Source organism: uncultured Dokdonia sp. (genome assembly GCF_947496725.1).
In the GTDB taxonomy this organism is placed as follows: Bacteria; Bacteroidota; Bacteroidia; order Flavobacteriales; family Flavobacteriaceae; genus Dokdonia.
Genome location: NZ_CANMDS010000003.1, coordinates 251,586 through 272,475 on the forward strand (window position 1 = coordinate 251,586; position 20,890 = coordinate 272,475).

General features: G+C 33.8%; 19 protein-coding genes. All 19 read left to right on the plus strand.

The features are described 5' to 3' along the window. Nucleotides 1-11: 11 nt before the first annotated feature. Complete coding sequence (locus tag Q0948_RS07990; protein WP_298350763.1) at nt 12-1,292, plus strand: nucleotide sugar dehydrogenase; 1,281 nt, start codon at nt 12-14, stop codon at nt 1,290-1,292. Beyond that, a complete protein-coding gene (gene rfbB / locus Q0948_RS07995) occupies nt 1,292-2,335 on the plus strand; it encodes a dTDP-glucose 4,6-dehydratase (protein WP_298350761.1) in 1,044 nt (347 codons plus the stop codon). Before Q0948_RS07990 ends, rfbB begins: the two co-directional genes overlap by 1 nt. Continuing rightward, on the plus strand, nt 2,335-3,189 hold the full coding sequence (gene rfbA / locus Q0948_RS08000) for a glucose-1-phosphate thymidylyltransferase RfbA (protein WP_298350758.1): 855 nt from the start codon (nt 2,335-2,337) through the stop codon (nt 3,187-3,189). Before rfbB ends, rfbA begins: the two co-directional genes overlap by 1 nt. Continuing rightward, a complete protein-coding gene (gene rfbC / locus Q0948_RS08005; protein ID WP_298350755.1) occupies nt 3,189-3,743 on the plus strand; it encodes a dTDP-4-dehydrorhamnose 3,5-epimerase in 555 nt (184 codons plus the stop codon). The genes rfbA and rfbC overlap by 1 nt, the downstream gene beginning before the upstream one ends. Further along, nucleotides 3,744-4,619, plus strand: coding sequence for a dTDP-4-dehydrorhamnose reductase (gene rfbD / locus Q0948_RS08010; protein ID WP_298350753.1), 876 nt, complete (start codon nt 3,744-3,746; stop codon nt 4,617-4,619). Continuing rightward, nucleotides 4,616-5,416: a 3'(2'),5'-bisphosphate nucleotidase CysQ gene (gene cysQ / locus Q0948_RS08015; protein ID WP_298350750.1), complete on the plus strand. Its 801-nt coding sequence runs from the start codon at nt 4,616-4,618 to the stop codon at nt 5,414-5,416. Before rfbD ends, cysQ begins: the two co-directional genes overlap by 4 nt. Nucleotides 5,417-5,424: 8 nt before the next feature. Next, the gene (locus Q0948_RS08020) at nt 5,425-6,432 is read left to right on the plus strand and encodes an NAD-dependent epimerase (RefSeq protein ID WP_298350747.1); all 1,008 of its coding nucleotides are present in this window, start codon (nt 5,425-5,427) and stop codon (nt 6,430-6,432) included. 82 nt (nt 6,433-6,514) lie between these two features. Then, complete coding sequence (locus tag Q0948_RS08025; RefSeq protein ID WP_298350745.1) at nt 6,515-7,909, plus strand: UDP-glucose 6-dehydrogenase; 1,395 nt, start codon at nt 6,515-6,517, stop codon at nt 7,907-7,909. 129 nt (nt 7,910-8,038) lie between these two features. Then, nucleotides 8,039-8,620 (plus strand): acyltransferase, encoded by a 582-nt coding sequence (locus Q0948_RS08030; RefSeq protein ID WP_298350742.1) that lies wholly within the window; start codon nt 8,039-8,041, stop codon nt 8,618-8,620. Between the two features lie 5 nt (nt 8,621-8,625). Further along, nucleotides 8,626-9,597, plus strand: a complete 972-nt coding sequence (locus tag Q0948_RS08035) for a Gfo/Idh/MocA family oxidoreductase (RefSeq protein WP_298350739.1) — start codon at nt 8,626-8,628, stop codon at nt 9,595-9,597. A gap of 3 nt (nt 9,598-9,600) precedes the next feature. Further along, nucleotides 9,601-10,686 carry a non-hydrolyzing UDP-N-acetylglucosamine 2-epimerase gene (gene wecB, locus Q0948_RS08040; RefSeq protein ID WP_298350736.1) on the plus strand — a complete coding sequence of 362 codons (1,086 nt, stop codon included), beginning with the start codon at nt 9,601-9,603 and terminating at the stop codon, nt 10,684-10,686. Nucleotides 10,687-10,760: 74 nt separating this feature from the next. Next, nucleotides 10,761-13,148, plus strand: coding sequence for an SLBB domain-containing protein (locus Q0948_RS08045; RefSeq protein WP_298350733.1), 2,388 nt, complete (start codon nt 10,761-10,763; stop codon nt 13,146-13,148). Nucleotide 13,149: 1 nt separating this feature from the next. Next, nucleotides 13,150-14,247 (plus strand): hypothetical protein, encoded by a 1,098-nt coding sequence (locus Q0948_RS08050; protein WP_298350731.1) that lies wholly within the window; start codon nt 13,150-13,152, stop codon nt 14,245-14,247. A 65-nt stretch (nt 14,248-14,312) separates the two neighbouring features. Next, nucleotides 14,313-15,635: a hypothetical protein gene (locus Q0948_RS08055; RefSeq protein ID WP_298350728.1), complete on the plus strand. Its 1,323-nt coding sequence runs from the start codon at nt 14,313-14,315 to the stop codon at nt 15,633-15,635. Continuing rightward, nucleotides 15,632-16,216, plus strand: coding sequence for an acyltransferase (locus Q0948_RS08060; RefSeq protein WP_298350724.1), 585 nt, complete (start codon nt 15,632-15,634; stop codon nt 16,214-16,216). The genes Q0948_RS08055 and Q0948_RS08060 overlap by 4 nt, the downstream gene beginning before the upstream one ends. Nucleotides 16,217-16,330: 114 nt before the next feature. Then, nucleotides 16,331-17,500, plus strand: coding sequence for an EpsG family protein (locus Q0948_RS08065; RefSeq protein WP_298350721.1), 1,170 nt, complete (start codon nt 16,331-16,333; stop codon nt 17,498-17,500). 27 nt (nt 17,501-17,527) lie between these two features. Further along, a complete protein-coding gene (locus Q0948_RS08070) occupies nt 17,528-18,835 on the plus strand; it encodes a glycosyltransferase (RefSeq protein WP_298350718.1) in 1,308 nt (435 codons plus the stop codon). A gap of 36 nt (nt 18,836-18,871) precedes the next feature. Next, entirely contained in the window at nt 18,872-20,275 is a 1,404-nt protein-coding gene (locus tag Q0948_RS08075) for a hypothetical protein (protein ID WP_298350715.1), read from the plus strand. Continuing rightward, nucleotides 20,272-20,850: an acyltransferase gene (locus tag Q0948_RS08080; protein WP_298350714.1), complete on the plus strand. Its 579-nt coding sequence runs from the start codon at nt 20,272-20,274 to the stop codon at nt 20,848-20,850. Before Q0948_RS08075 ends, Q0948_RS08080 begins: the two co-directional genes overlap by 4 nt. Nucleotides 20,851-20,890: the final 40 nt, after the last annotated feature.

Sequence of the window (20,890 nt, forward strand, 5' to 3'; positions counted from 1 at the left end):
TACAACAATATATGACAAAAATTAAAGTAGGAGTTATAGGGTTAGGCTATGTTGGTCTTCCATTAGCAAGGTTATTTGGAACAAAGTATAATACGGTAGGTTTTGATATTAATCAAGAGCGTATAGATGAGTTAAGGTCTGGTACTGATAGTACATTAGAAGTGTCTGACGAAGTTCTTCAAAGCGTATTAAAAACTGAGGTAAATGATGCTAATGGACTTTTTTGTAGCGCAGATAGTAAGGATATAGAAGACTGTAACTATTATGTAGTTACAGTACCTACACCAGTAGATAAAAATAATAGACCAGTACTCACGCCTCTTTATAAAAGTAGCGAGACTGTAGGGAAGGTTCTAAAAAAAGGTGACATTGTTATATATGAAAGCACAGTATATCCTGGAGTAACAGAGGATGAGTGTGTTCCTGTTTTAGAGCGTGTGAGCGGACTCAAATTTAATGAAGACTTTTATGTAGGCTATTCTCCAGAAAGAATCAATCCAGGAGATAAAGAGCATACTGTAGAAAAAATTCTTAAAGTTACTTCTGGAAGCACACCAGAAATAGGTAAGAAGGTAGATGATTTATATGCTTCTGTGATAACCGCTGGGACGCACTTAGCGCCTACAATTAAAGTGGCCGAGGCTGCAAAAGTTATTGAAAACTCACAACGGGATATAAACATTGCATTTGTAAATGAGCTGGCTAAGATCTTTAACCTTATGGAGATCAATACACACGATGTACTTGAAGCTGCTGGCACAAAATGGAATTTCCTTCCATTTAAGCCAGGTTTAGTTGGTGGACACTGTATAGGTGTAGATCCTTACTATCTCGCTCAAAAAGCTCAAGAGCTAGGATATCATCCAGAAATTATTCTTGCAGGTAGAAGGCTTAATGACAGTATGGGAGCTTATGTAGCTGCAGAGGTTGTGAAGCTTATGCTTAAAAATGATATAAAAGTAAAAGGCGCTTCCTTATTATTATTAGGTATAACTTTTAAAGAAAACTGCCCAGATGTTAGAAATACGAAGGTTGTTGATGTTGTAAAACATTTAGAAGATTTTGGTGTTAACGTTACTATCTATGACCCTTGGGTAAATGCAGATGAAGTTGAGCACGAGTATGGTCTCAAAGCCCTAACAGAATTACCGAGCCAAAAGTTTGATTCAATTGTTCAGGCAGTTTCTCACAAAGAATTTGGTGCCTTAGATTTAGAAGCTCTTAAAAATAATAAATCTGTAGTGTATGATGTTAAAGGAGTTTTAGGCAATAAAGCAGATGCTAAGCTGTAATGAACATTCTTATTACAGGAGGAGCAGGTTTTATAGGTTCTCACGTAGTGAGGCTATTTCTAGAAGTTTTTCCAGAGAGTCATATTTACAATCTTGATGCGCTTACATATGCAGGTAACCTAGAGAACCTAGCAGATTTAGAAGCGTCTAGCAATTATACATTTATAAAGGGGGACATCAATGATGCCCCCTTTTTGATGAACTTATTTTCCAAATATCAATTTGATAAGGTAATACACCTAGCAGCAGAGTCTCACGTAGATAGAAGTATTAAAAATCCTCTAGCTTTTGTGCAGACTAACGTCATTGGAACATTAAACTTGCTCAATGCAGTTAAGGAAATATGGAAAGATAACTTTAATAACAAGCTTTTCTACCATATAAGTACAGACGAGGTGTATGGTACACTTGGTGAGACAGGCTTGTTTACAGAGACTACGTCATACGACCCAAACTCACCCTATGCCGCGTCTAAGGCAAGCTCAGATCATTTTGTAAGAGCTTATGGAGAAACCTATGGTTTGCCATATATCATTAGTAATTGCTCTAACAATTACGGACCTAATCAGTTTCCAGAAAAACTCATTCCTCTATTTATAAATAATATTATTTTAAACAAGGCGCTTCCTGTTTACGGTGATGGAAATTATACAAGAGATTGGTTATTTGTAAAAGATCACGCAAGCGCTATAGCACGTATCTTTAGAGAGGGAAAACTAGGCGAGACCTACAATATAGGTGGGGTTAATGAATGGAAAAATATTGATCTCGTAAAGTTACTATGTGATAAGATGGATGAGAAGCTTTTGCGAAAGCGTAATACCTCTCAATCTCTTATTACCTTTATAAAAGACAGACCAGGTCACGACAAGCGTTATGCGATAGATGCCTCAAAAATTGAAAAAGAACTGGGGTGGAAACCATCTGTTACTTTTGAGGAAGGGCTAGAACTCACAATAGATTGGTATCTTGCCAATAGCTCTTGGCTAGAGAACGTCACTTCTGGAGCATATCAAGAATATTACAATAAAATGTATACTTAATGAAAGGTATTGTACTTGCTGGAGGATCTGGAACTAGACTGTCACCACTTACAATTGCTGTAAGCAAGCAATTGCTACCTGTGTATGATAAGCCTATGATATATTACCCTATATCAGTACTTATGCTTGCTGGTATACGTGAGATTCTCATTATCACAACGCCGGAAGATAGTCATCTATTTGAAAGGCTATTAGGTGATGGATCAGGACTTGGATGTTCCTTTTCTTATGAGGTGCAAGAACAGCCCAACGGACTTGCAGAAGCCTTTATTATAGGAGAATCCTTTATTGGGAATGATAAAGTAGCTCTTGTACTAGGTGATAATATCTTTTATGGGAATGGTCTCAGTAAGTTATTACAAAGCAAAGTAACAGTAGATGGAGGTGCCATATTTGCATATCCTGTGCGTGACCCAGAGCGTTTTGGAGTTGTCGCTTTTGATAAGGATATGAATGTCACGAGTATCGAAGAAAAACCAGAGAGTCCACAATCTAACTACGCCGTACCAGGTATTTATTTTTATGATAATGATGTAGTTGCTATTGCAAAAGAAATTAAGCCCTCTCATAGGGGAGAGCTTGAGATTACAGCAATAAATCAAGAATATTTACTTCGTAAAAAGCTTACTGTAGGTGTTATGAGTAGAGGGATGTCTTGGTTTGATACTGGCACAGTAGATGCACTAGATGATGCGACAGAATTTATAAGAGTTTTACAACGTAATCAAAGCACAATGATAGCTTGTCTTGAGGAGATTGCTTACAAGATGAATTGGATATCATACGAAGCTCTTAAGGCAAGTGCATCAAGATATGGTAAAGGTGCCTATGCACAATACATAAATACACTATAGTGGAATTTCAAAAAACAGCATTCAAAGATTTAATTATATGCACTCCAAAGGTGTTTGAAGATGATCGAGGTTATTTTTATGAATCCTTTAATGCAAAAGCATTTCAAAGCTTTGCAGGATTTGAACCAAATTTTGTTCAAGATAATCAGTCGCAGTCTACATATGGCGTCTTGCGTGGACTCCATTTTCAAATAGGGGAGTTTGCACAATCTAAGCTCGTACGGGTTGTGGCAGGTGAGGTACTTGATGTAGTTGTTGATTTAAGAAAAAACGAACCTACTTATAAGAAAGCTTACAGCATACGTCTCAGTGCAGAAAATAAAAAACAACTTTTCGTTCCTAAAGGGATGGCGCACGGTTTTGTAACACTTAGCGATACCGCAACGTTTATTTATAAATGCGATAACTACTATAACAAAGAGAGCGAGCGTGGTCTGGCATATAACGATTCATCATTGCAAATCGATTGGTTACTAGATAAGCAGGATGTCATCCTTTCAGAAAAAGATAAGGAAAATACGATGCTTGCAGATTTACCTTCTAACCTGTTTTAAATGAGTACGCTTTCGCGAAATATACGATTACTCATTACAGGTGGTGGTGGTCAGCTGGCTCAAGCCATAAAGGAGGAAGAAGCTACTTTTGAGAATGTTACGAGTATACATCTGTCAAAATCTGAATTAGACATCACATCAACATCTTCTATTAAAAAAACCCTTGATTTACATCAACCAGATGTTATAATAAACACAGCCGCATACACCGCTGTAGATGCCGCCGAAGAGGACAAAGAGAAAGCTTTCCTAGTAAATGAAATAGGAGTAAAGAATCTAGCTCAAGTTTGTAAGGATAATGGAATCAAACTCATTCACATCTCTACAGATTATGTCTTTGACGGAGAAAAACCAGAAGAATATATAGAGGAAGATATTCCAAATCCAACAACGGTTTATGGCAAGTCTAAACTTGCTGGTGAGCAGGCCATAATTACTTCAGGGCTTCTTGACTACGCTATTATAAGAACATCCTGGGTCTACAGTGTTTACGGGAGTAATTTTGTGAAGACTATGTTACGATTAGGTAATGAGAAAGACGAGATTTCGGTTGTAAACGATCAATATGGATCTCCTACGTTGGCAAATAATCTAGCTTCTGTTATTTTACAGTTGTCAAACGTTCTTACTGCACACAACGCAGGCGTATATCATTATACAAATGAGGGTGTCACTACGTGGTACGCTTTCGCGAAAGCGGTATTCAGCTATAAGAAAATGAGTATAAACGTTTTGCCTGTGCCCAGTGACCGCTTTATAACAAAGGCCACGCGGCCAAAAAATAGTAAATTAGAAAGTTCTAAAATCATCAACCTTTTAGGGATTGAGAACGTACCTTGGGAAGAAAGTCTTGCGAAAATGCTGGTTAAATTATGATAAGTGATCAATTTAAAAGTATCGCTGTCAAAGCTGCGCTTCAAGCTGGTGACGTAATTAGAGAGGTGTATGCGACCGCATTTGGCAGCATTCTTAAAAGTGATGATTCGCCCCTTACAGTTGCAGATACTCGTGCCCACGAGGTAATCTATAAGGAGCTGAGTGCTACAAACATTCCTGTTTTAAGTGAAGAAGCCGCCGAAATCCCTTATGAAGAAAGAAGTACTTGGGACATCTTTTGGCTCGTGGATCCATTAGACGGCACCAAAGAGTTTATAAATCGCAATGGAGAATTTACTGTAAACATTGCATTGATAGTAGGAGCTAGGCCAGTTTATGGTATTATCTATATCCCTGTGTCTGATACACTATATCTAGGTGGAAGCTCACTAGGCAAAAGCTATAAAATTTCAAATCCTACAATAGAGATGGGGTGGAATCAAGTAGTGGATGATAAGCATATAATTTTTACAAATAAGCTAAAATCACAAAAAGAGATACGAGTCGTGACAAGTCGCTCTCACCTCAATGAGCAAACAGTAGCGTATATAGAGGATTTAAAAAAAAACACCACTTCGGTAAGCTTACTTCCTGCTGGTAGTGCACTTAAATTCTGTATGCTCGCAGAAGGAAAGGCAGATAGGTATCCTAGATTTGCTCCTTGTATGGAGTGGGATACTGCTGCTGGAGATGCTATATGTGAGACCGCTGGAGTTACTGTTTTTATTGCAGGAACAACCCAGAAATTAACATATAATAAGAAGTCCTTATTTAGTCCTAACTTTGAAGCTTATTAATACTGTTTATGAAAATTCTTGTTACAGGTGGCGCTGGTTTTATTGGGTATCATCTTTGTGAGCAATTGCTCAAGGAAGGGCATACTGTAGTGGCTCTTGATAATGTTAACGATTATTACGACCCTAATCTTAAGTATGATAGATTATCGCAATTAGGTATATCAAAAGCAGAAGCATCAGTCTGGAATTTGACAGTGGCAAGCCACAAGCATAAAGCACTGCAATTTGTGCGTATGAATCTTGAGGATAGGGAAGCGTTGCCTGAGCTTTTTAAAAAAGAGTCTTTCGACCTCGTATGTAATCTTGCGGCTCAAGCGGGTGTGAGATATTCTATTGAAAACCCAGAGGTATATATAGATACAAATGTTGTAGGCTTTTTAAATATATTAGAATGCTGTCGTAATAACGATGTAAAAAGGCTTGTTTACGCAAGTAGTTCTAGCGTATACGGCAATAGTATAGATGTTCCATTTACAGAAAAACAGCCTGTAGACGAGCCCATAAGTATCTATGCCGCTACAAAAAAATCTAATGAGTTGATGGCGCATACCTATGCGCATCTATTCGGTATAAATGCTGTTGGTTTACGTTTTTTTACAGTTTATGGTCCTTGGGGAAGACCAGATATGGCAATGTTTTTATTTACAGATGCGATAATAAATAATAAACCTATTAAGGTTTTTAACGAGGGTAATCTCTCACGTGATTTTACATATATATCAGATATTATTGCTGGCGTAACGGCTGTAATACAAAATGAAGTACAACCCGGAAATACGATTTTAAACATAGGTAATAGCAAGCCTGTAAAGCTATTAGACTTTATAGAAGCCTTAGAGCTGGAACTTGGCAAAAAAGCAAAAAAAGAAATGCTTCCTATGCAGGATGGTGATGTAAACCAGACTTGGGCAAGTGTAAATGCTATGCGTGAACATTATAACTATCAGCCATCTGTAAGTGTAGAAGATGGGATAGCGGCCTTTGTGAAATGGTATAAAAGTTATTATAAGGATTAGTACGCTTTCGCGAAAGCGTAAGATTTCCCTGTCATTAGTATGCAAACTGCTATATTTGCGATTTGCCAATAATTTGAAAAATATGAGCATAAAAAACATTTGTTGCATTGGAGCAGGCTATGTAGGAGGACCTACAATGTCTGTAATTGCGTTAAAATGTCCAGATATAAAAGTTACAGTAGTTGACCTTAATGAGAAGCGCATCGCAGCTTGGAATGATGAAGATGTAAGTAACCTACCCATTTATGAACCAGGCCTAGCTGAAGTTGTAAAAGAAGCTAGAGGGAGAAATCTATTTTTTTCTACAGAAGTAGATAAGGCGATAGATGAAGCAGAGCTTATTTTTATATCTGTAAACACACCTACTAAAACGTATGGAGTAGGTAAAGGGATGGCAGCAGATCTAAAGTACATAGAACTATGTGCTCGCCAGATTGCCAGAGTAGCGACTACAGATAAAATTGTAGTAGAAAAATCTACGCTACCTGTACGTACTGCCGAAGCATTACAGAATATACTTCACAATACAGGTAAAGGTGTACGCTTTGATATTTTATCAAACCCAGAGTTTCTAGCCGAGGGTACTGCAATTCAAGACTTACTTAATGCAGATCGTGTACTTATAGGAGGAGAAGATACTCCTGGTGGTCAAAAAGCTACCGAAGCTCTTGCAAACATTTATTCAAATTGGATTCCAGAAGAGCGTATCCTAAGAACAAATGTATGGTCCTCAGAGCTTTCTAAGCTTACAGCAAACGCCTTTCTTGCACAACGCGTTTCTTCTATTAACGCGATGTCTGAGCTTTGTGAAGTTACTGGAGCAGATGTTCAAGAAGTTGCCAGAGCAATTGGTACAGACTCGAGGATAGGGCCAAAGTTTTTAAAGGCTTCCGTTGGTTTTGGTGGATCTTGTTTTCAAAAAGATATTTTAAACCTTGTTTATATTGCAAAGTCATATGGACTTAATGAGGTGGCAGATTACTGGGAGCAGGTCATTATTATGAATGATCACCAAAAAAGACGATTTGCAGAAAAGATAGTCAAGACGCTGTTTAACACCGTTTCTGGTAAGAAGATTACATTATTAGGTTGGGCGTTTAAAAAGGATACTAACGATACACGAGAATCGGCAGCTATATATGTGGCAGACTATTTGCTAAGTGAACAAGCAGAGGTGGTTATTTATGACCCAAAGGTATCTCAAGAACAAATTCTAGCAGACCTAGATTATTTAAACACGCGTTCTGAAGCTGAAAATAGAGCTTTGGTTACAGTAGTTAACGACCCTATGGAAGCCTGTGATAATGCACACGCTATTGCAATTATGACAGAGTGGGATGAATTTGTAGGATATGACTGGCAACAAATTTACAATCTGATGCAAAAGCCTGCTTTTGTTTTTGATGGAAGGGGCCTGCTCGACACGCAAAAAATTGTGAATATAGGTTTTGAATGTTATACAATAGGGAAAGGTTAGTTTTTCACTTTGAATGAAGTGTATAACAGTTAAAAGCTTAGAATTTTAGCCAATCTTTTAATTAGTAGATGCGATACAGAAAAACTATATTTGCAACTTAAACAAAGCTTAGAAAAATAATTTTTATCGATGTCAAAAACAACTTATTTCGCCCACGAAACGGCAGTTATAGATGATAATTGTTCCATTGGTGATGGAAGTAAAATTTGGCATTTTTCACATATTATGACAAATTCTACACTAGGAGAGAATTGTAACGTAGGACAAAACGTTGTTATTTCGCCAGATGTAATATTAGGTAGTAACGTGAAAGTTCAAAATAATGTCTCAATATATACAGGGGTCACTTGTGAGGATAATGTTTTTCTAGGGCCATCAATGGTTTTTACAAATGTCATAAATCCTAGAAGTGCAGTAAACCGTAAATCTGAGTATGCACGAACCATTGTTAGGGAAGGAGCATCAATCGGGGCAAATGCAACAATTGTTTGTGGTAATGATATAGGTAAGTTTGCATTTATAGGAGCTGGAGCGGTAGTTACAAAAGAGATTCCTGACTATGCATTGGTAGTAGGTAATCCCGCAAAACAACTTGGCTGGGTAAGTGAATATGGTCATAGACTGACATTTGATAACAATAATATAGCTATCTGTCCTGAGACTAGTCAGCAGTATAGTCTAAATGATAATAAAGTTAAACGCATAGCATAAATTTTATGAAGAATTTCGCATTAATAGGGGCTGCAGGATATATTGCACCTAGGCATATGAAGGCCATTAAGGAAACTGGGAATGATTTAATTGCAGGCTTAGATAATTTTGATAGTGTAGGGGTTATAGATAGTTATTTTCCAAATGCTGATTTTTTTGTTGAATTTGAGCGTTTTGATCGTCATATCTCTAAGCTTAAGTACGATAAAAATATAAACTTAGATTATGTAAGTATTTGTACACCGAATTATTTACACGATGCTCATATTCGTTTTGCGTTAAGACAGGGGGCAGATGCTATATGTGAGAAACCACTTGTCTTAAATCCTTGGAGTGTAGATTCATTAAAGAATATACAAAAGGAGACAGGTAAAAAAATATATAATATTCTTCAGCTTCGTGTACATCAGAGTATAATAGATCTTAAGAAAAAAATAGATGACGGGCCCAAAGATAAAATTTATGATGTAGACCTTACTTATTTAACCTCAAGAGGTAACTGGTACTATACATCTTGGAAAGGTGATGAGTCAAAATCTGGCGGTATAGCAACAAATATCGGTGTACATTTCTTTGATATGTTATCTTGGATTTTTGGGGGTGTAAAACAAAATATCACGCATATCTATGAGCACGATAGAGCTTCTGGTTATCTAGAACTTGAGCGTGCAAGAGTAAGGTGGTTTTTGTCTATAAATGATGAAGTCTTACCAAAAGAAGTTGTAGATAAAGGACAGAGAACATATAGATCTATTACCATTGAGGGGGAAGAGTTAGAGTTTAGTGGAGGCTTTACAGATTTGCATACTACCAGTTATAAAGAAATATTAAATGGTAACGGTTATGGTATAGAAGATGCTGCACAAGCCATAGATATTGTATATGATATCCGTAATTCAGAAGCAATAGGTCTCAAAGGAGAATATCACCCTTTTGCAAAGAAAGCACTGGCTATACACCCTTTTAGAAAAAAATAAATAATGAAAGTCGTTACAATTATAGGAGCTAGACCTCAATTTATTAAATCTGGAGCGGTTAGTAGATCTTTTATAGAGTACAATCAAACCAATCCAAAGGAATCTATAAGTGAGGTTATAGTGCATACGGGACAGCATTACGACAGCAATATGAGTGATGTCTTTTTTGAGCAAATGGATATTCCAAAACCTGCATATCAACTCGATATAAATGGACTTGGACACGGTGCTATGACGGGACAAATGCTAGAGGAAATAGAAAAAGTATTACTTATAGAAAAACCAGATTGGGTGATGGTTTATGGTGATACTAACTCGACACTTGCTGGAGCTCTAGCTGCATCAAAACTGCATATTAAATTAGCTCATATAGAAGCAGGGTTACGTTCTTTTAATATGCGTATGCCAGAAGAGGTTAATCGTATTCTAACCGATAGAGTAAGTAGTGTGCTTTTTTGCCCCACAGATTCGGCAATAAGTAATCTAGAAAAAGAAGGGTATAATGATCTTGATATCGCTATTGTTAAGAATGGTGATGTGATGATGGATGCAAGTCTTATGTTTTCCGCTTTCGCGAAAGCACCACAAGAAGAAATCCCATCTAACTTTATCCTTACAACTGTTCATAGGGCAGAAAACACTGATGACCCTGAAAGATTAAAGAATATTTTTAAAGCACTAAACACCATATCTCAAGAGACTCCTGTAGTCTTACCATTGCACCCTAGAACTAAAAGTTTTATAGAAAAATATGATATACAAATAGGAATTAACCTACACTGTATAGACCCTGTGGGTTATGTTGAAATGTTGTATTTACTAAAAAACTGCTCTCTTGTACTAACAGATAGTGGAGGTTTACAAAAAGAAGCATATTTTTTTAAGAAATACTGTCTAACCTTACGTGATGAAACCGAGTGGGTTGAACTGATAGATAATGGTTTTAACAAACTTGTAGGAGCCGATTTTGAAACTATTATGGCTGCCTTTAAAAATGCTCATTCTCAATCACCAGATTTTTCGTTAGATCTATATGGTAATGGAGAGGCTAGTAAAAAGATTATAGAAGGTTTACTTAAGCATAAATGAATAATTAAATCAAAATGTAATTGATTTAGATTTAATAAATTTTGACGAATAACATATTACGATATATGACAATAATGAAGAATTTACGTTCTCTATGTGTTTTTTGTTTTATTATACTAATAACAACAAATTCTTACAGCCAGACCGTAGAAGATATAAACGCTATGCCGTCACAAGATGTGCAAAGCTTAGTTTCCAAAGCTAAAGCTAGCGGATATACTCCAGAGCAGCTTAGGGCGCTTGCAGCCTCAAAAGGGATGTCACCAGAACAGGTAAACGCACTTGCAGGTAAAATGCAAGGTGCGCAAGATGTAGGTAATAATAGTCAAGACCTATTAGCAATTCGTAAGGATACTACAGATGTAAATCAAGAAAATTTTAGAGAGTTAAAAAAGTCTACCTTGTTTGGATACGATTTTTTTAATAATCCAAAGATTAGTTTTCAACCTAATTTAAATCTTGCAACTCCTGTAAATTATCAGTTAGGTCCTGGTGACGGGCTTGTAGTGAGTTTATGGGGTGCTGCCGAAAATACTTTTGATCTAGAGGTTAATAGAAATGGAAGTGTAAAAATTCCAAATATAGGTCAAGTATTAGTAAGTGGTTTAACTATGGATGAGGCAAGTTCTAAAATTAAAAGTAAGTTACTTAACGTATATCGAGGTATCTCTGCACCAGCTAATAGTCCTTATAAAATTTTTACAGATATTTCTTTATCTAGTGTGAGAACAGTCCAGGTTAATATAATAGGAGAGGTGGCAGTACCTGGTACATATTCTTTAAGCGCATTATCTACAGTTCTCAATGCATTATATGCAGCTGGAGGCCCTACAGATCAAGGTACTTTTAGAGAAATAAAGCTTGTGCGTAATGGTGTTGAACTTCCGTACTTTGATATTTATAATTATTTAGTAAATGGAAGTCAAACTGGAAATGCTACACTGAGGGATCAAGATGTTATTATTGTCAAACCCTATGTATCTAAAGTAAATGTTAGTGGGATGGTAAAGCGTCCAGGGGTTTATGAAATGAAGACAAATGAAACTTTTGCAGACCTTCTTAAGTACGTAAGTGGTTTTACATCAAATGCTTTTAAGGATGTAATAAAATTAGAACGTATAGAAGGTGATAGAAGAGTTTTAAAAGAATTGAATATTGGAGATTTTAGAAATGCTAGGTTGCGTGATGGTGATGCAATTGTAATCAATGAAATTATTGATAAGGTAGAAAATAGAATCTCGATAGATGGGGCGGTTTATAGACCCGGTGATTATGAGTTTACACCTAATATGTCACTAAAGCAACTATTAGATAAAGCGAGTGGACTTTTGGAAACGGCATATTTAGATAGGGTAGTGATAACAAGTAATCCAGAAGGAAAAAATAGTACTTCATCATCATATTCACTTGAAGACGTAATTGACGGTAGTGTAGATATAACTTTACAGGTTAATGATGTCGTAAGTGTTTTTGATAAGTATAGTTTAAAAGAGCAAGGCACACTCACCATAGGTGGAGCAGTAAAAAAACCACAAACTATGTCTTACATAGATGGAGTAGGACTAGAAGAACTAGTTCTCCTAGCTGGTGGATATGAAAAAGATGCAGATCCTAGAGTAATAGATGTTACAAGAGAGGTTATTGATGATGATTATAAAACCATTAATCAGACTTTTAAAATATCTGGTAACACTAAGCTAGATATGAATACAAATACCCCTTTTGTATTTATGCCTAATGATAAGATTATTGTAAGATACCTTAAAGGTTCTGGAGATCAAATAGGTATTTCTGTAGTGGGTGAAGTAATGTTTCCTGGAGAGTATGATGTAAGTTATAGAAATGAACGTATTCTTGACCTTATTGAAAAAGCTGGTGGTTTATCCCCTTATGCTTTTAAACAAGGAGGAAGTCTTGTGAGAAGAAACCCGTATTACAAAGAAGTCATACAACAATTAACATCAGATAAAATTAACGATAGTACGGCGACAAAAAATGTAAACATTAATTTAAACAATCTCGAGGAGTACCGCGTTGCTATAGACTTTAATAAATTACTCAAAGAAGGACCAGGATCTTCACAGAATATGGTCTTAAAAGATGGTGATAGAATTATTATCCCGACCATTAAGGAGACCATAAAGATAGAGGGGGAGGTGTTGCTTCCATCTCTAGTAAGATATGATAAAAGACTAAGATTTAAAGATTACATAAGCAAGTCTGGAGGTTTTAATAATCAAGCTAAGAAAAGGAAGGCTTATGTAATTTATCCTAACGGAGATATAGCTGCAACAAAAGGCTTTTTGTTTTTTAAGACCTATCCAGCTATACAACCAGGTTCGTTAGTAGTAGTGCCATCAAAAAGTGAGCGCACAGGTGGTATGAGTACCGAAGAAGTGTTGGGTATTACGACAGGATTTGCTACTATAGCGCTCCTAGTAGAAAGATTATTTTCAAACTAATATGGAAGAAAGAATTGATCACTCAAATGAAAATGATTATAAAATCATCCTTGGCTTAGTTAAAGGTTTTCTGCAAACTAAGAAATTTATCTTTGTATCTATTTTAGCATTTGTTTTAATAGGCATTGTGGTGGTATTATTCACCCCAAAAACTTATAGTTCAAGAGTGTTATTTATCACACAAGATTCTAGCAGTGCACAATCTAGCGGTTTGGGTGGCATTGCATCTCTAATTAGTGGGGGGTCTATTAAATCTTCAAGTTCTAATGATATACCTACATTTTTATATCCACAAATAATAAATAGTTGGGAATTTCGAAAACAACTTTTTGATATTCCAATTAAACTTAAAAATGAAGATTCTTTAATTACTTTTGAAGAATATGTTATAAATAAAGAGGGTTTATCCTTAAGTGAGAATATTGTAAAATATACGATAGGGTTACCTAAACTAATCTTTAGTGATGACTCTTCTCCAGAAAGAGTTGTTAATAAATTAGATTCACTAGAGTATATATCTAGTAATGATAAAAGAGTACTTAAATCACTAAAGAATAAGCTTTCTTTTAGTATAAGTGAAGAGGATGGTACGCTAGAAATAAAAACTATTTTTGAGGAAGAACCCGTTGCAGCGGCCCAACTTGCCCAACAAGTTCAAGTTCGATTACAGAAAGAAATTATAAGATATAGAATAGCCAAAGCTAGAGAGAAATATAATTTTATAGAAAGCCAATATCAAGAGACAAAGCAAGAATATAAAGATGCTCAGATTAGGCTGGCGAGCTATACAGATCGCAATAGATTTAATGCAACAGAGTCATCTCTTATAAGAAAAAGACAGCTTGAAAATGAGGCCACCTTACTATACACTTTATATTCAGATCTTGAACAACAAAAAATTTCTCAAAGCTTAAAAATAAAAGAAGATACTCCAAATTTCACATTAATTAATCCCGCCGTAGTTCCTCTAAAAGCTGAAAATGGTAATACGTTAACTAAAATTATTCTATTTGCTATTATAGGATTTATGTTTGCAGTATTTAGGTACGTGTTTATTGTGTCAAAAAAATATATAAGGAGTCTGTGGACTGAAGTTTAATTTTATTGCCTTTTATAGAGTAACCTTAATTTATTTTGAATTTGTACAAGAAAGTTATTTCAATATTGGAGAAATATAAGGGTGGAACTACAGTTAAATCATTTCACATTGCGATATCACAGAGTTTTGTAGCCGTCCTTTTTATTGCAATTGATTTTATTTTTTCGAAAAAACTCGAAGTGAATGATTTTGGATTATGGAAAGAAGTTTTTTTTCTACTCAATTTAGGTATTCCATTAGTTTCATTTGGTTTTGCAGAAAGTTATAAATTTTTCATTGCTAAAGACATAGTTAATGTCGAGTATTATCTAAATAATGTAGTACTTATTTTCTTTCGAATAGGTATTATTCTATTTACTATACTATGCGTTTTCAATCTCTTTCACTTTTTTAATTTGGTAAATCTTGGGAGTTATTATCTATATTCTATTTTTTTTCCATTACCACTTTTAGCATATCTTTTTAATAAAATTCTTAGATATACTTATATAAATATTAATCAAGAGGAAAAGTTAACAATGTTGTCTATTTATGGAGCATTGAGTAGTTTGTGTATTATCTTTTTAGGCTGGTATATTTTAGATTTAAAACCCGAATACTATATTGGAGTTGCTATACTCACTTATTTTTCTGTGTTTTTTTTTCCTAGTCTATTTTATTTCTATAATTCTGGTTTAACATTTAAGGTTTTATCAATTGATAAAGGTATTTTAAAAAAGTTATGGGTTTATGGGTTTCCACTTTACTTGGCTACATTTACAGGCCTCTTTAGTGCATATCTAGATAAGGCCATAGTTAATATTTTTGAAGATGATACGACATTCGCGATTTTTGCTGTGGGTGCTTTTGAGATACCAATTTTTGCAATGCTTAGTGCGGCATTTTCGCAGCAAATATTTCCAAAAATGGTTAGATTTATTGAGTCCAATAAAGAATCTGAGGCAAAACTCTTGTGGCTTCTAACCACAAAAAAGGTTTCTTTTCTAACCTATCCTTTTATATTAATAGCAATGTTTTTTGCTGATGATATTATTTTCTTTGTTTATAGTAAAGACTACACTGCATCAGTAACATTATTTAAAACATATTTATTGGTATTACTTTTTAGAAATAATAACTATGGTATTTTATTAACTGCAAAAGGTCAAACTAAATTGATTACAAAAATTAGTTTATTAGTTTTATTTTTAAATTTAATAGTTTCTGTCAGCTTATATTACTTCTTAGGTATTAGGGGAGTTGTTTTTGGTACTCTATTCTCTACCTCCGTAATGTGGATCATATATTTAGTAAAAGAAGATATGTTAAAACGATATTTGCAGATAGTCACTTTTAACAAAATTATATTTGTATTACAAATGTTAATTATAATAGCTTATTTGAGATGATGAAACTTGTTAAGATGTTTGCGTTTATTCCATTCGTAAATAGACTAATTGAAAGAAAGTATTATGCAACAGGAATAGGAACTTATCTTCTAAATTCATTTGTTAAGGTTATATTGCGTATTAATGCCCCTAGTCCTTTTCTATTACATTTTACTTCTAGGGTCAATAATCCATCTAATATCAAATTATCGGGTAATAATCTTAAGAGTGTCTATTTAAGTCTCGCAACTTCAGGCGGATGTTACTATCAGGCAATAAACGGTATTGAATTTGGCGAGGGAACCATATGGGCATATAATTGTAGTTTTATTAGCGCAAATCATTCAAGTGATGATTTAACTAAACATAGTTTAAGCGAGCCAATTATTATAGGTAAAAATGTATGGTTTGGTAGTAATTGTGTAGTGCTTCCTGAAGTTAATATAGGAGATAATTCTATAATTGGTGCTGGTGCTATTGTCACTAAAAATATACCTAGTAATTCAATCGCAGTAGGAAACCCAGCTAAAGTTATAGCATATATTTGTACTAAATGCGAAAAAAAGTATAAGGCAAATAGTAATTGTAGTAGTAGCTCTTAATTAATTTGAAATAATCTTGTTTGTTATTGTTAAATGAAAAATAAAAACTCATTATTAAACATCCCTATATTTTTCATTTATCCTTTTGTGTCTTTTTTGATTGCACTACGAAATTTGAAATCTAGAACAAATGGGGTAGTATTTATTGCATTCTGTACCTTATTTGGGTTTTCCTTTGCATTTTCAAATGACTCAGCAGATTCTTACCGAGTAGCATTAGTTTTTAATGAGTTTAATTATCAGTCTATTTATGATATATATCAGTTATATTTATTAGGTGGAGCCCCAGATCTTTATAGATTTTTAACTTATGCGTTCTTAAAGTCTTTTACTGATAACCCTAAAATTCTTTTTGCAAGTTTTGGTTTAGTTTTTGGAGTTTTTTGGTATTTATCTATGCGTGTTTTTAAAAAAGAACAGGCTAATTATTCTGGGTTCTACGCATCTTTATTATTCTTTTTATTTATAATAATCAATCCAATAACTAATATTAATGGAGCTCGTTTTAATACCGCTATTTGGGTATTCTTTTATGGAGTCATTAATGTCGTCCTTTATAATAAGAATAGATATTTATTATTAGTTCTGTGTGCACCTTTGGTCCATTTTTCTTTCTTATTCGGTGTTATAGTTATTCTATTATACGTATTTATTAAAAAATTCACCTACAGTAATACTGGCGTAAATAACTTATTATATTATTCTTTTATTGTCAGTTTCATCGCTTCTTGGGTATTGGAATCTAATATTATAAGTTTAGACTTTATAGGGTCTTTTGTACCTTCAGATAGTATATCAAATAAAATTGGCACATATAATAGCTCCGAAGTAGCTGATATTTACAAAGAGAGAGCTTCAAGTTCCCCATTTTTAATGGTATCTAATTTCTTTCAGAATCTTATAAAAATAGCTTTTTTCACTATACTTATTTATTTGAAGCGTGAATTACAAAAGAATAGTGTTAAAGACTTAGTGATAAATAAGATGTTGGCTTTTGTTTTCTTTTATTTCACCTTTTCATTCATTATTGCAACTATGCCTTCTGGTGGGAGATTTCTTATGGTAGGTTATTTATTTGCTTTGATTGTAATTTTAATGATTCTGAGAGAATATGAAAATTATTTAAATAGTAGATTTGTATTGTTATTAATTCCTGCCTATTCATTCACGTTCTTTTTTAATGTCATTTTTCTAAGCATTTCCATTACGAGTAAAACTATCTGGTACGGTAACTTACTCTGGATCATTTATGAAGGTTGGGATTATACTTTCATTTATTTATAAAAATTTATCTATTTAATAGAAAAACCAATGAAAAACATACTCATCATAAGTTACATCTACCCACCTTATAATGCACCAGCAGCCAGAAGACCTTATAGCTGGGCAAAATATTTGGATAAGAGTAAGTATAAGGTAACTGTATTAACGTGTAGTAACCCAGATAGTTCACTTGGTATGGATAGCTCTATGAATGTAGATCTTCCAAATGTAACATTGGTGAAAGTTAAAAGTTCTCTAAAAGGTAATATAAGCAAGGATTTACGTGATTCTAATACAATACATAATAGTAATGGATTAAAGACTAAGGTTAAGGGTTATGTAGTAAAAGTAGGATCGTATTTCTTGATACCAGATAAGGCAATATTTTGGTATTCTAATGTTAAGAAATATTTAAGCGCAAATGCTGGATTGTTAGAAAATATGGACGTGGTAATAACAACATCTCCTGCTATGACCAACCACCTTATTGGTATGTATGTTAAACAAAATTTTCCTAAAATAAAATTAATTGGTGATCTACGTGATTATCATTATATAGGCGGACATCAATTACATTCACCTTGGCCACTTTCTTTATTACATAAAAAATTTGAAAATAAAATCCTTAATAAAGCCGATAAAATCACTTTTATTTCAAATGCAATGCGTGATATCTATGCAAAGCACTATCAAAAGGATGCCGAAAAATTTTCTGTGATTTACAATGGGTTTGATGCAGATGATTTTAACGTTGAGACAGAGGTAATAACGAGAAGCTCAGAGAAGATAAGGATATTTTATGCTGGTAGCTTCTATGGCGGTATTAGGTCTCCAAAAGGGCTTTTGCAATTATTAGATTGGGCAATAGAGGAGGGACTGATGTCTCTAGATGATGTTGAAGTTGTGATTGCTGGTAATTTTGAAAAATCACTACAAGATGAAATGGCAAGTTTTAAATCTTATGCAGTAGTAGATTACATAGGTAAAATACCGCGCAATGAGGTCTTGAAACAATATCAACAGTCTACCATATTGTGGTTAATAGTAGGGGAGAAGCTCTCACATTATACAGGGGTTCCCTTAAAGTTTTATGAATATCTCGCAGCAAATAAATATATTATTAATTTCGCGCCAAATGCTTCAGAACCATCAGCCCTCATCGATACATATAATTTAGGATCAAATTTTGATATTAATAATGATTCTAAAAAAGTTCAAATAGAAAAATGGAAGGCAATTTTAACTGAATGGAAGAAGAGTCAATTAGAGGTATCTTCACAAGAAGATGTTTTAACTATATTTAATAGAAAAAACCAAACTAAAAAGTTAGAATCAATATTAGAGTCTTTAGATTAATTGTAATACAATTTTTACTAATTATAAATCATCATAATGATTGACAAAATATATAAGCTTAGTCCTTATTTTATAAAGGTTATTTTACTCAATTTAAAAGCCTTCTTAAATACGCGCACAAGATATACCAATGACTATTACAGTTATTTAGATGAGTATAATAAGCTATGGAATGCAGATTTTGATGTAGTAAAAGAATATCAGAGGGAAAGATTAACGCAGCTTTTATTAGAAGTTGTTGAATATGTCCCATTTTACAGAAATAGTTTTAAAAAGTCTAACATCACTACAGAAGATATTTTAAATGACCCATACACTGTATTAAAACGTCTACCACTACTTTCAAAAAAAGATAGAAAGATTAAAGTTGAGGAACTTATAAATAGTAATCCAAAACGAAAATTAATTGAAGTGGGCTATACGAGTGGTACGTCAGGGTCGCCTACAGTAAATTATTTAGATAGTGAATCTGTTGAAAGAGCTTTTGCTTTATGGACAAGATTTCAAAATAGTATAGGTATAAAAAAAGAAGATAAAAGCATTAGATTTTCTGGAAGGATTATTATTAAACCATCCAGTATTAGACCACCATTTTGGGTTGCTAATTATGTTCAAAATCAGTTGTTTATGTCTACTTATCATTTGACAGAAGATAACATAGTTCACTATGTAAAAAAAATGAATAAGTTTAAGCCTGCCTATATGGATGGTTATCCATCAGCTTTTTATATCATAGCTAAGTTTATTGATGATAATAATCTGAAGATAAATTTTAAGTTGAAAGGAATTACAACAACAGCAGAAACGCTTCACGACTATCAAAGAATTTTGATTGAAAAAGTTTTCAATTGTAAAGTGTTTAATCAATATGCATCTAGCGAAGGCAGTCCATTTATTACAGAGTGTATAAATGGAAATTTACACGTAAATCAAGATTCAGGTGTATTTGAATTTTTAAATAAGAACGATGAACCTGCTGGCCCCAATGAGATTGGTAGAATGGTAGTAACTAGTTTTAGAAACTACAAAACTCCATTAATTCGATATGATATTCTAGATACCGTCTTAATGCCGTCAGAGAACTATTTTTGCGATTGTGGATGCAGTATGCCGGTTATAGAGAAAATAATAGGTAGAGAAGATGACTTACTATGGACAAGTGAGAAGGGTTACATTGGTAGAATGGATACCGCTTACAAAGGACTAGTAGGAATTAATAAAAGCCAAATTATACAAGTGGATCATAATGATTTTCTTGTAAAAAATGTTGTTAATGATGATTATACAGATTCCGTTGAGAGAAAGTTTATTCTAAATTTAGAAGAACGATTAGGAAAAAAAGCCAATGTTAAAATGGAATATTTAGATGATATCCCTCTTGGAAAAAATGGTAAATTCAACGCGGTTATAAGAAAGTGCAAATTACCAATTGAAATATGATGATTAAATTATATTATGGATTAACTACTCTTTTATCCAGATTTAAGTGTATTGTTAAAGGTGTTAAATTGGGGAATGGCGTCCTTTTTAAAGGGTTGCCATCAATTATTAAAAAGACGTCTGCAATAATTGAGGTTGGAAGTAATACTTTATTAAACTCTAGTAATTACGGATACCATATAAATATGCATTCATCTTGTAAGTTACTTGCTGATAGGAATGATGCTAAAATTAGCATTGGTTCAAATTGCAGAATTCACGGTACTTGTATACACGCTTATAATTCAATTACAATTGGCAATAATGTATTAATTGCGGCAAACACTCAAATTATCGATGGTAATGGACATCAATTATCATTTAATAATACAGCAGATAGAATTCACACAACAGATATGGGTAAACCTATAATTATTGAGGACAATGTTTGGATTGGTGCAAACTGTTTTATTCTAGGAGGAGTTACTATTGGAGAAGGTGCAGTTATTTCGGCAAATAGTGTAGTACATAAAGATATTAAGAGGAATACCATTGTAGGAGGTAATCCAGCAAAGCTTATTAAAGATGCAAATTAATTATTATGGATTTATTGTTAATAATTATTATATTCAAGAG

Excerpts from the sequence above, each read along its gene's own strand:
- Q0948_RS08070 (WP_298350718.1), top strand. The coding sequence starts at position 17,528 with ATGAAAAACATACTCATCATAAGTTACATCTACCCACCTTATAATGCA.
- Q0948_RS08045 (WP_298350733.1), top strand. The coding sequence starts at position 10,761 with ATGAAGAATTTACGTTCTCTATGTGTTTTTTGTTTTATTATACTAATA.
- Q0948_RS08020 (WP_298350747.1), top strand. The coding sequence starts at position 5,425 with ATGAAAATTCTTGTTACAGGTGGCGCTGGTTTTATTGGGTATCATCTT.
- Q0948_RS08050 (WP_298350731.1), top strand. The coding sequence starts at position 13,150 with ATGGAAGAAAGAATTGATCACTCAAATGAAAATGATTATAAAATCATC.
- Q0948_RS08025 (WP_298350745.1), top strand. The coding sequence starts at position 6,515 with ATGAGCATAAAAAACATTTGTTGCATTGGAGCAGGCTATGTAGGAGGA.
- rfbB (WP_298350761.1), top strand. The coding sequence starts at position 1,292 with ATGAACATTCTTATTACAGGAGGAGCAGGTTTTATAGGTTCTCACGTA.
- Q0948_RS08075 (WP_298350715.1), top strand. The coding sequence starts at position 18,872 with ATGATTGACAAAATATATAAGCTTAGTCCTTATTTTATAAAGGTTATT.
- Q0948_RS08080 (WP_298350714.1), top strand. The coding sequence starts at position 20,272 with ATGATGATTAAATTATATTATGGATTAACTACTCTTTTATCCAGATTT.
- Q0948_RS08030 (WP_298350742.1), top strand. The coding sequence starts at position 8,039 with ATGTCAAAAACAACTTATTTCGCCCACGAAACGGCAGTTATAGATGAT.
- cysQ (WP_298350750.1), top strand. The coding sequence starts at position 4,616 with ATGATAAGTGATCAATTTAAAAGTATCGCTGTCAAAGCTGCGCTTCAA.
- Q0948_RS08060 (WP_298350724.1), top strand. The coding sequence starts at position 15,632 with ATGATGAAACTTGTTAAGATGTTTGCGTTTATTCCATTCGTAAATAGA.
- rfbA (WP_298350758.1), top strand. The coding sequence starts at position 2,335 with ATGAAAGGTATTGTACTTGCTGGAGGATCTGGAACTAGACTGTCACCA.
- rfbD (WP_298350753.1), top strand. The coding sequence starts at position 3,744 with ATGAGTACGCTTTCGCGAAATATACGATTACTCATTACAGGTGGTGGT.
- Q0948_RS08035 (WP_298350739.1), top strand. The coding sequence starts at position 8,626 with ATGAAGAATTTCGCATTAATAGGGGCTGCAGGATATATTGCACCTAGG.
- Q0948_RS07990 (WP_298350763.1), top strand. The coding sequence starts at position 12 with ATGACAAAAATTAAAGTAGGAGTTATAGGGTTAGGCTATGTTGGTCTT.
- wecB (WP_298350736.1), top strand. The coding sequence starts at position 9,601 with ATGAAAGTCGTTACAATTATAGGAGCTAGACCTCAATTTATTAAATCT.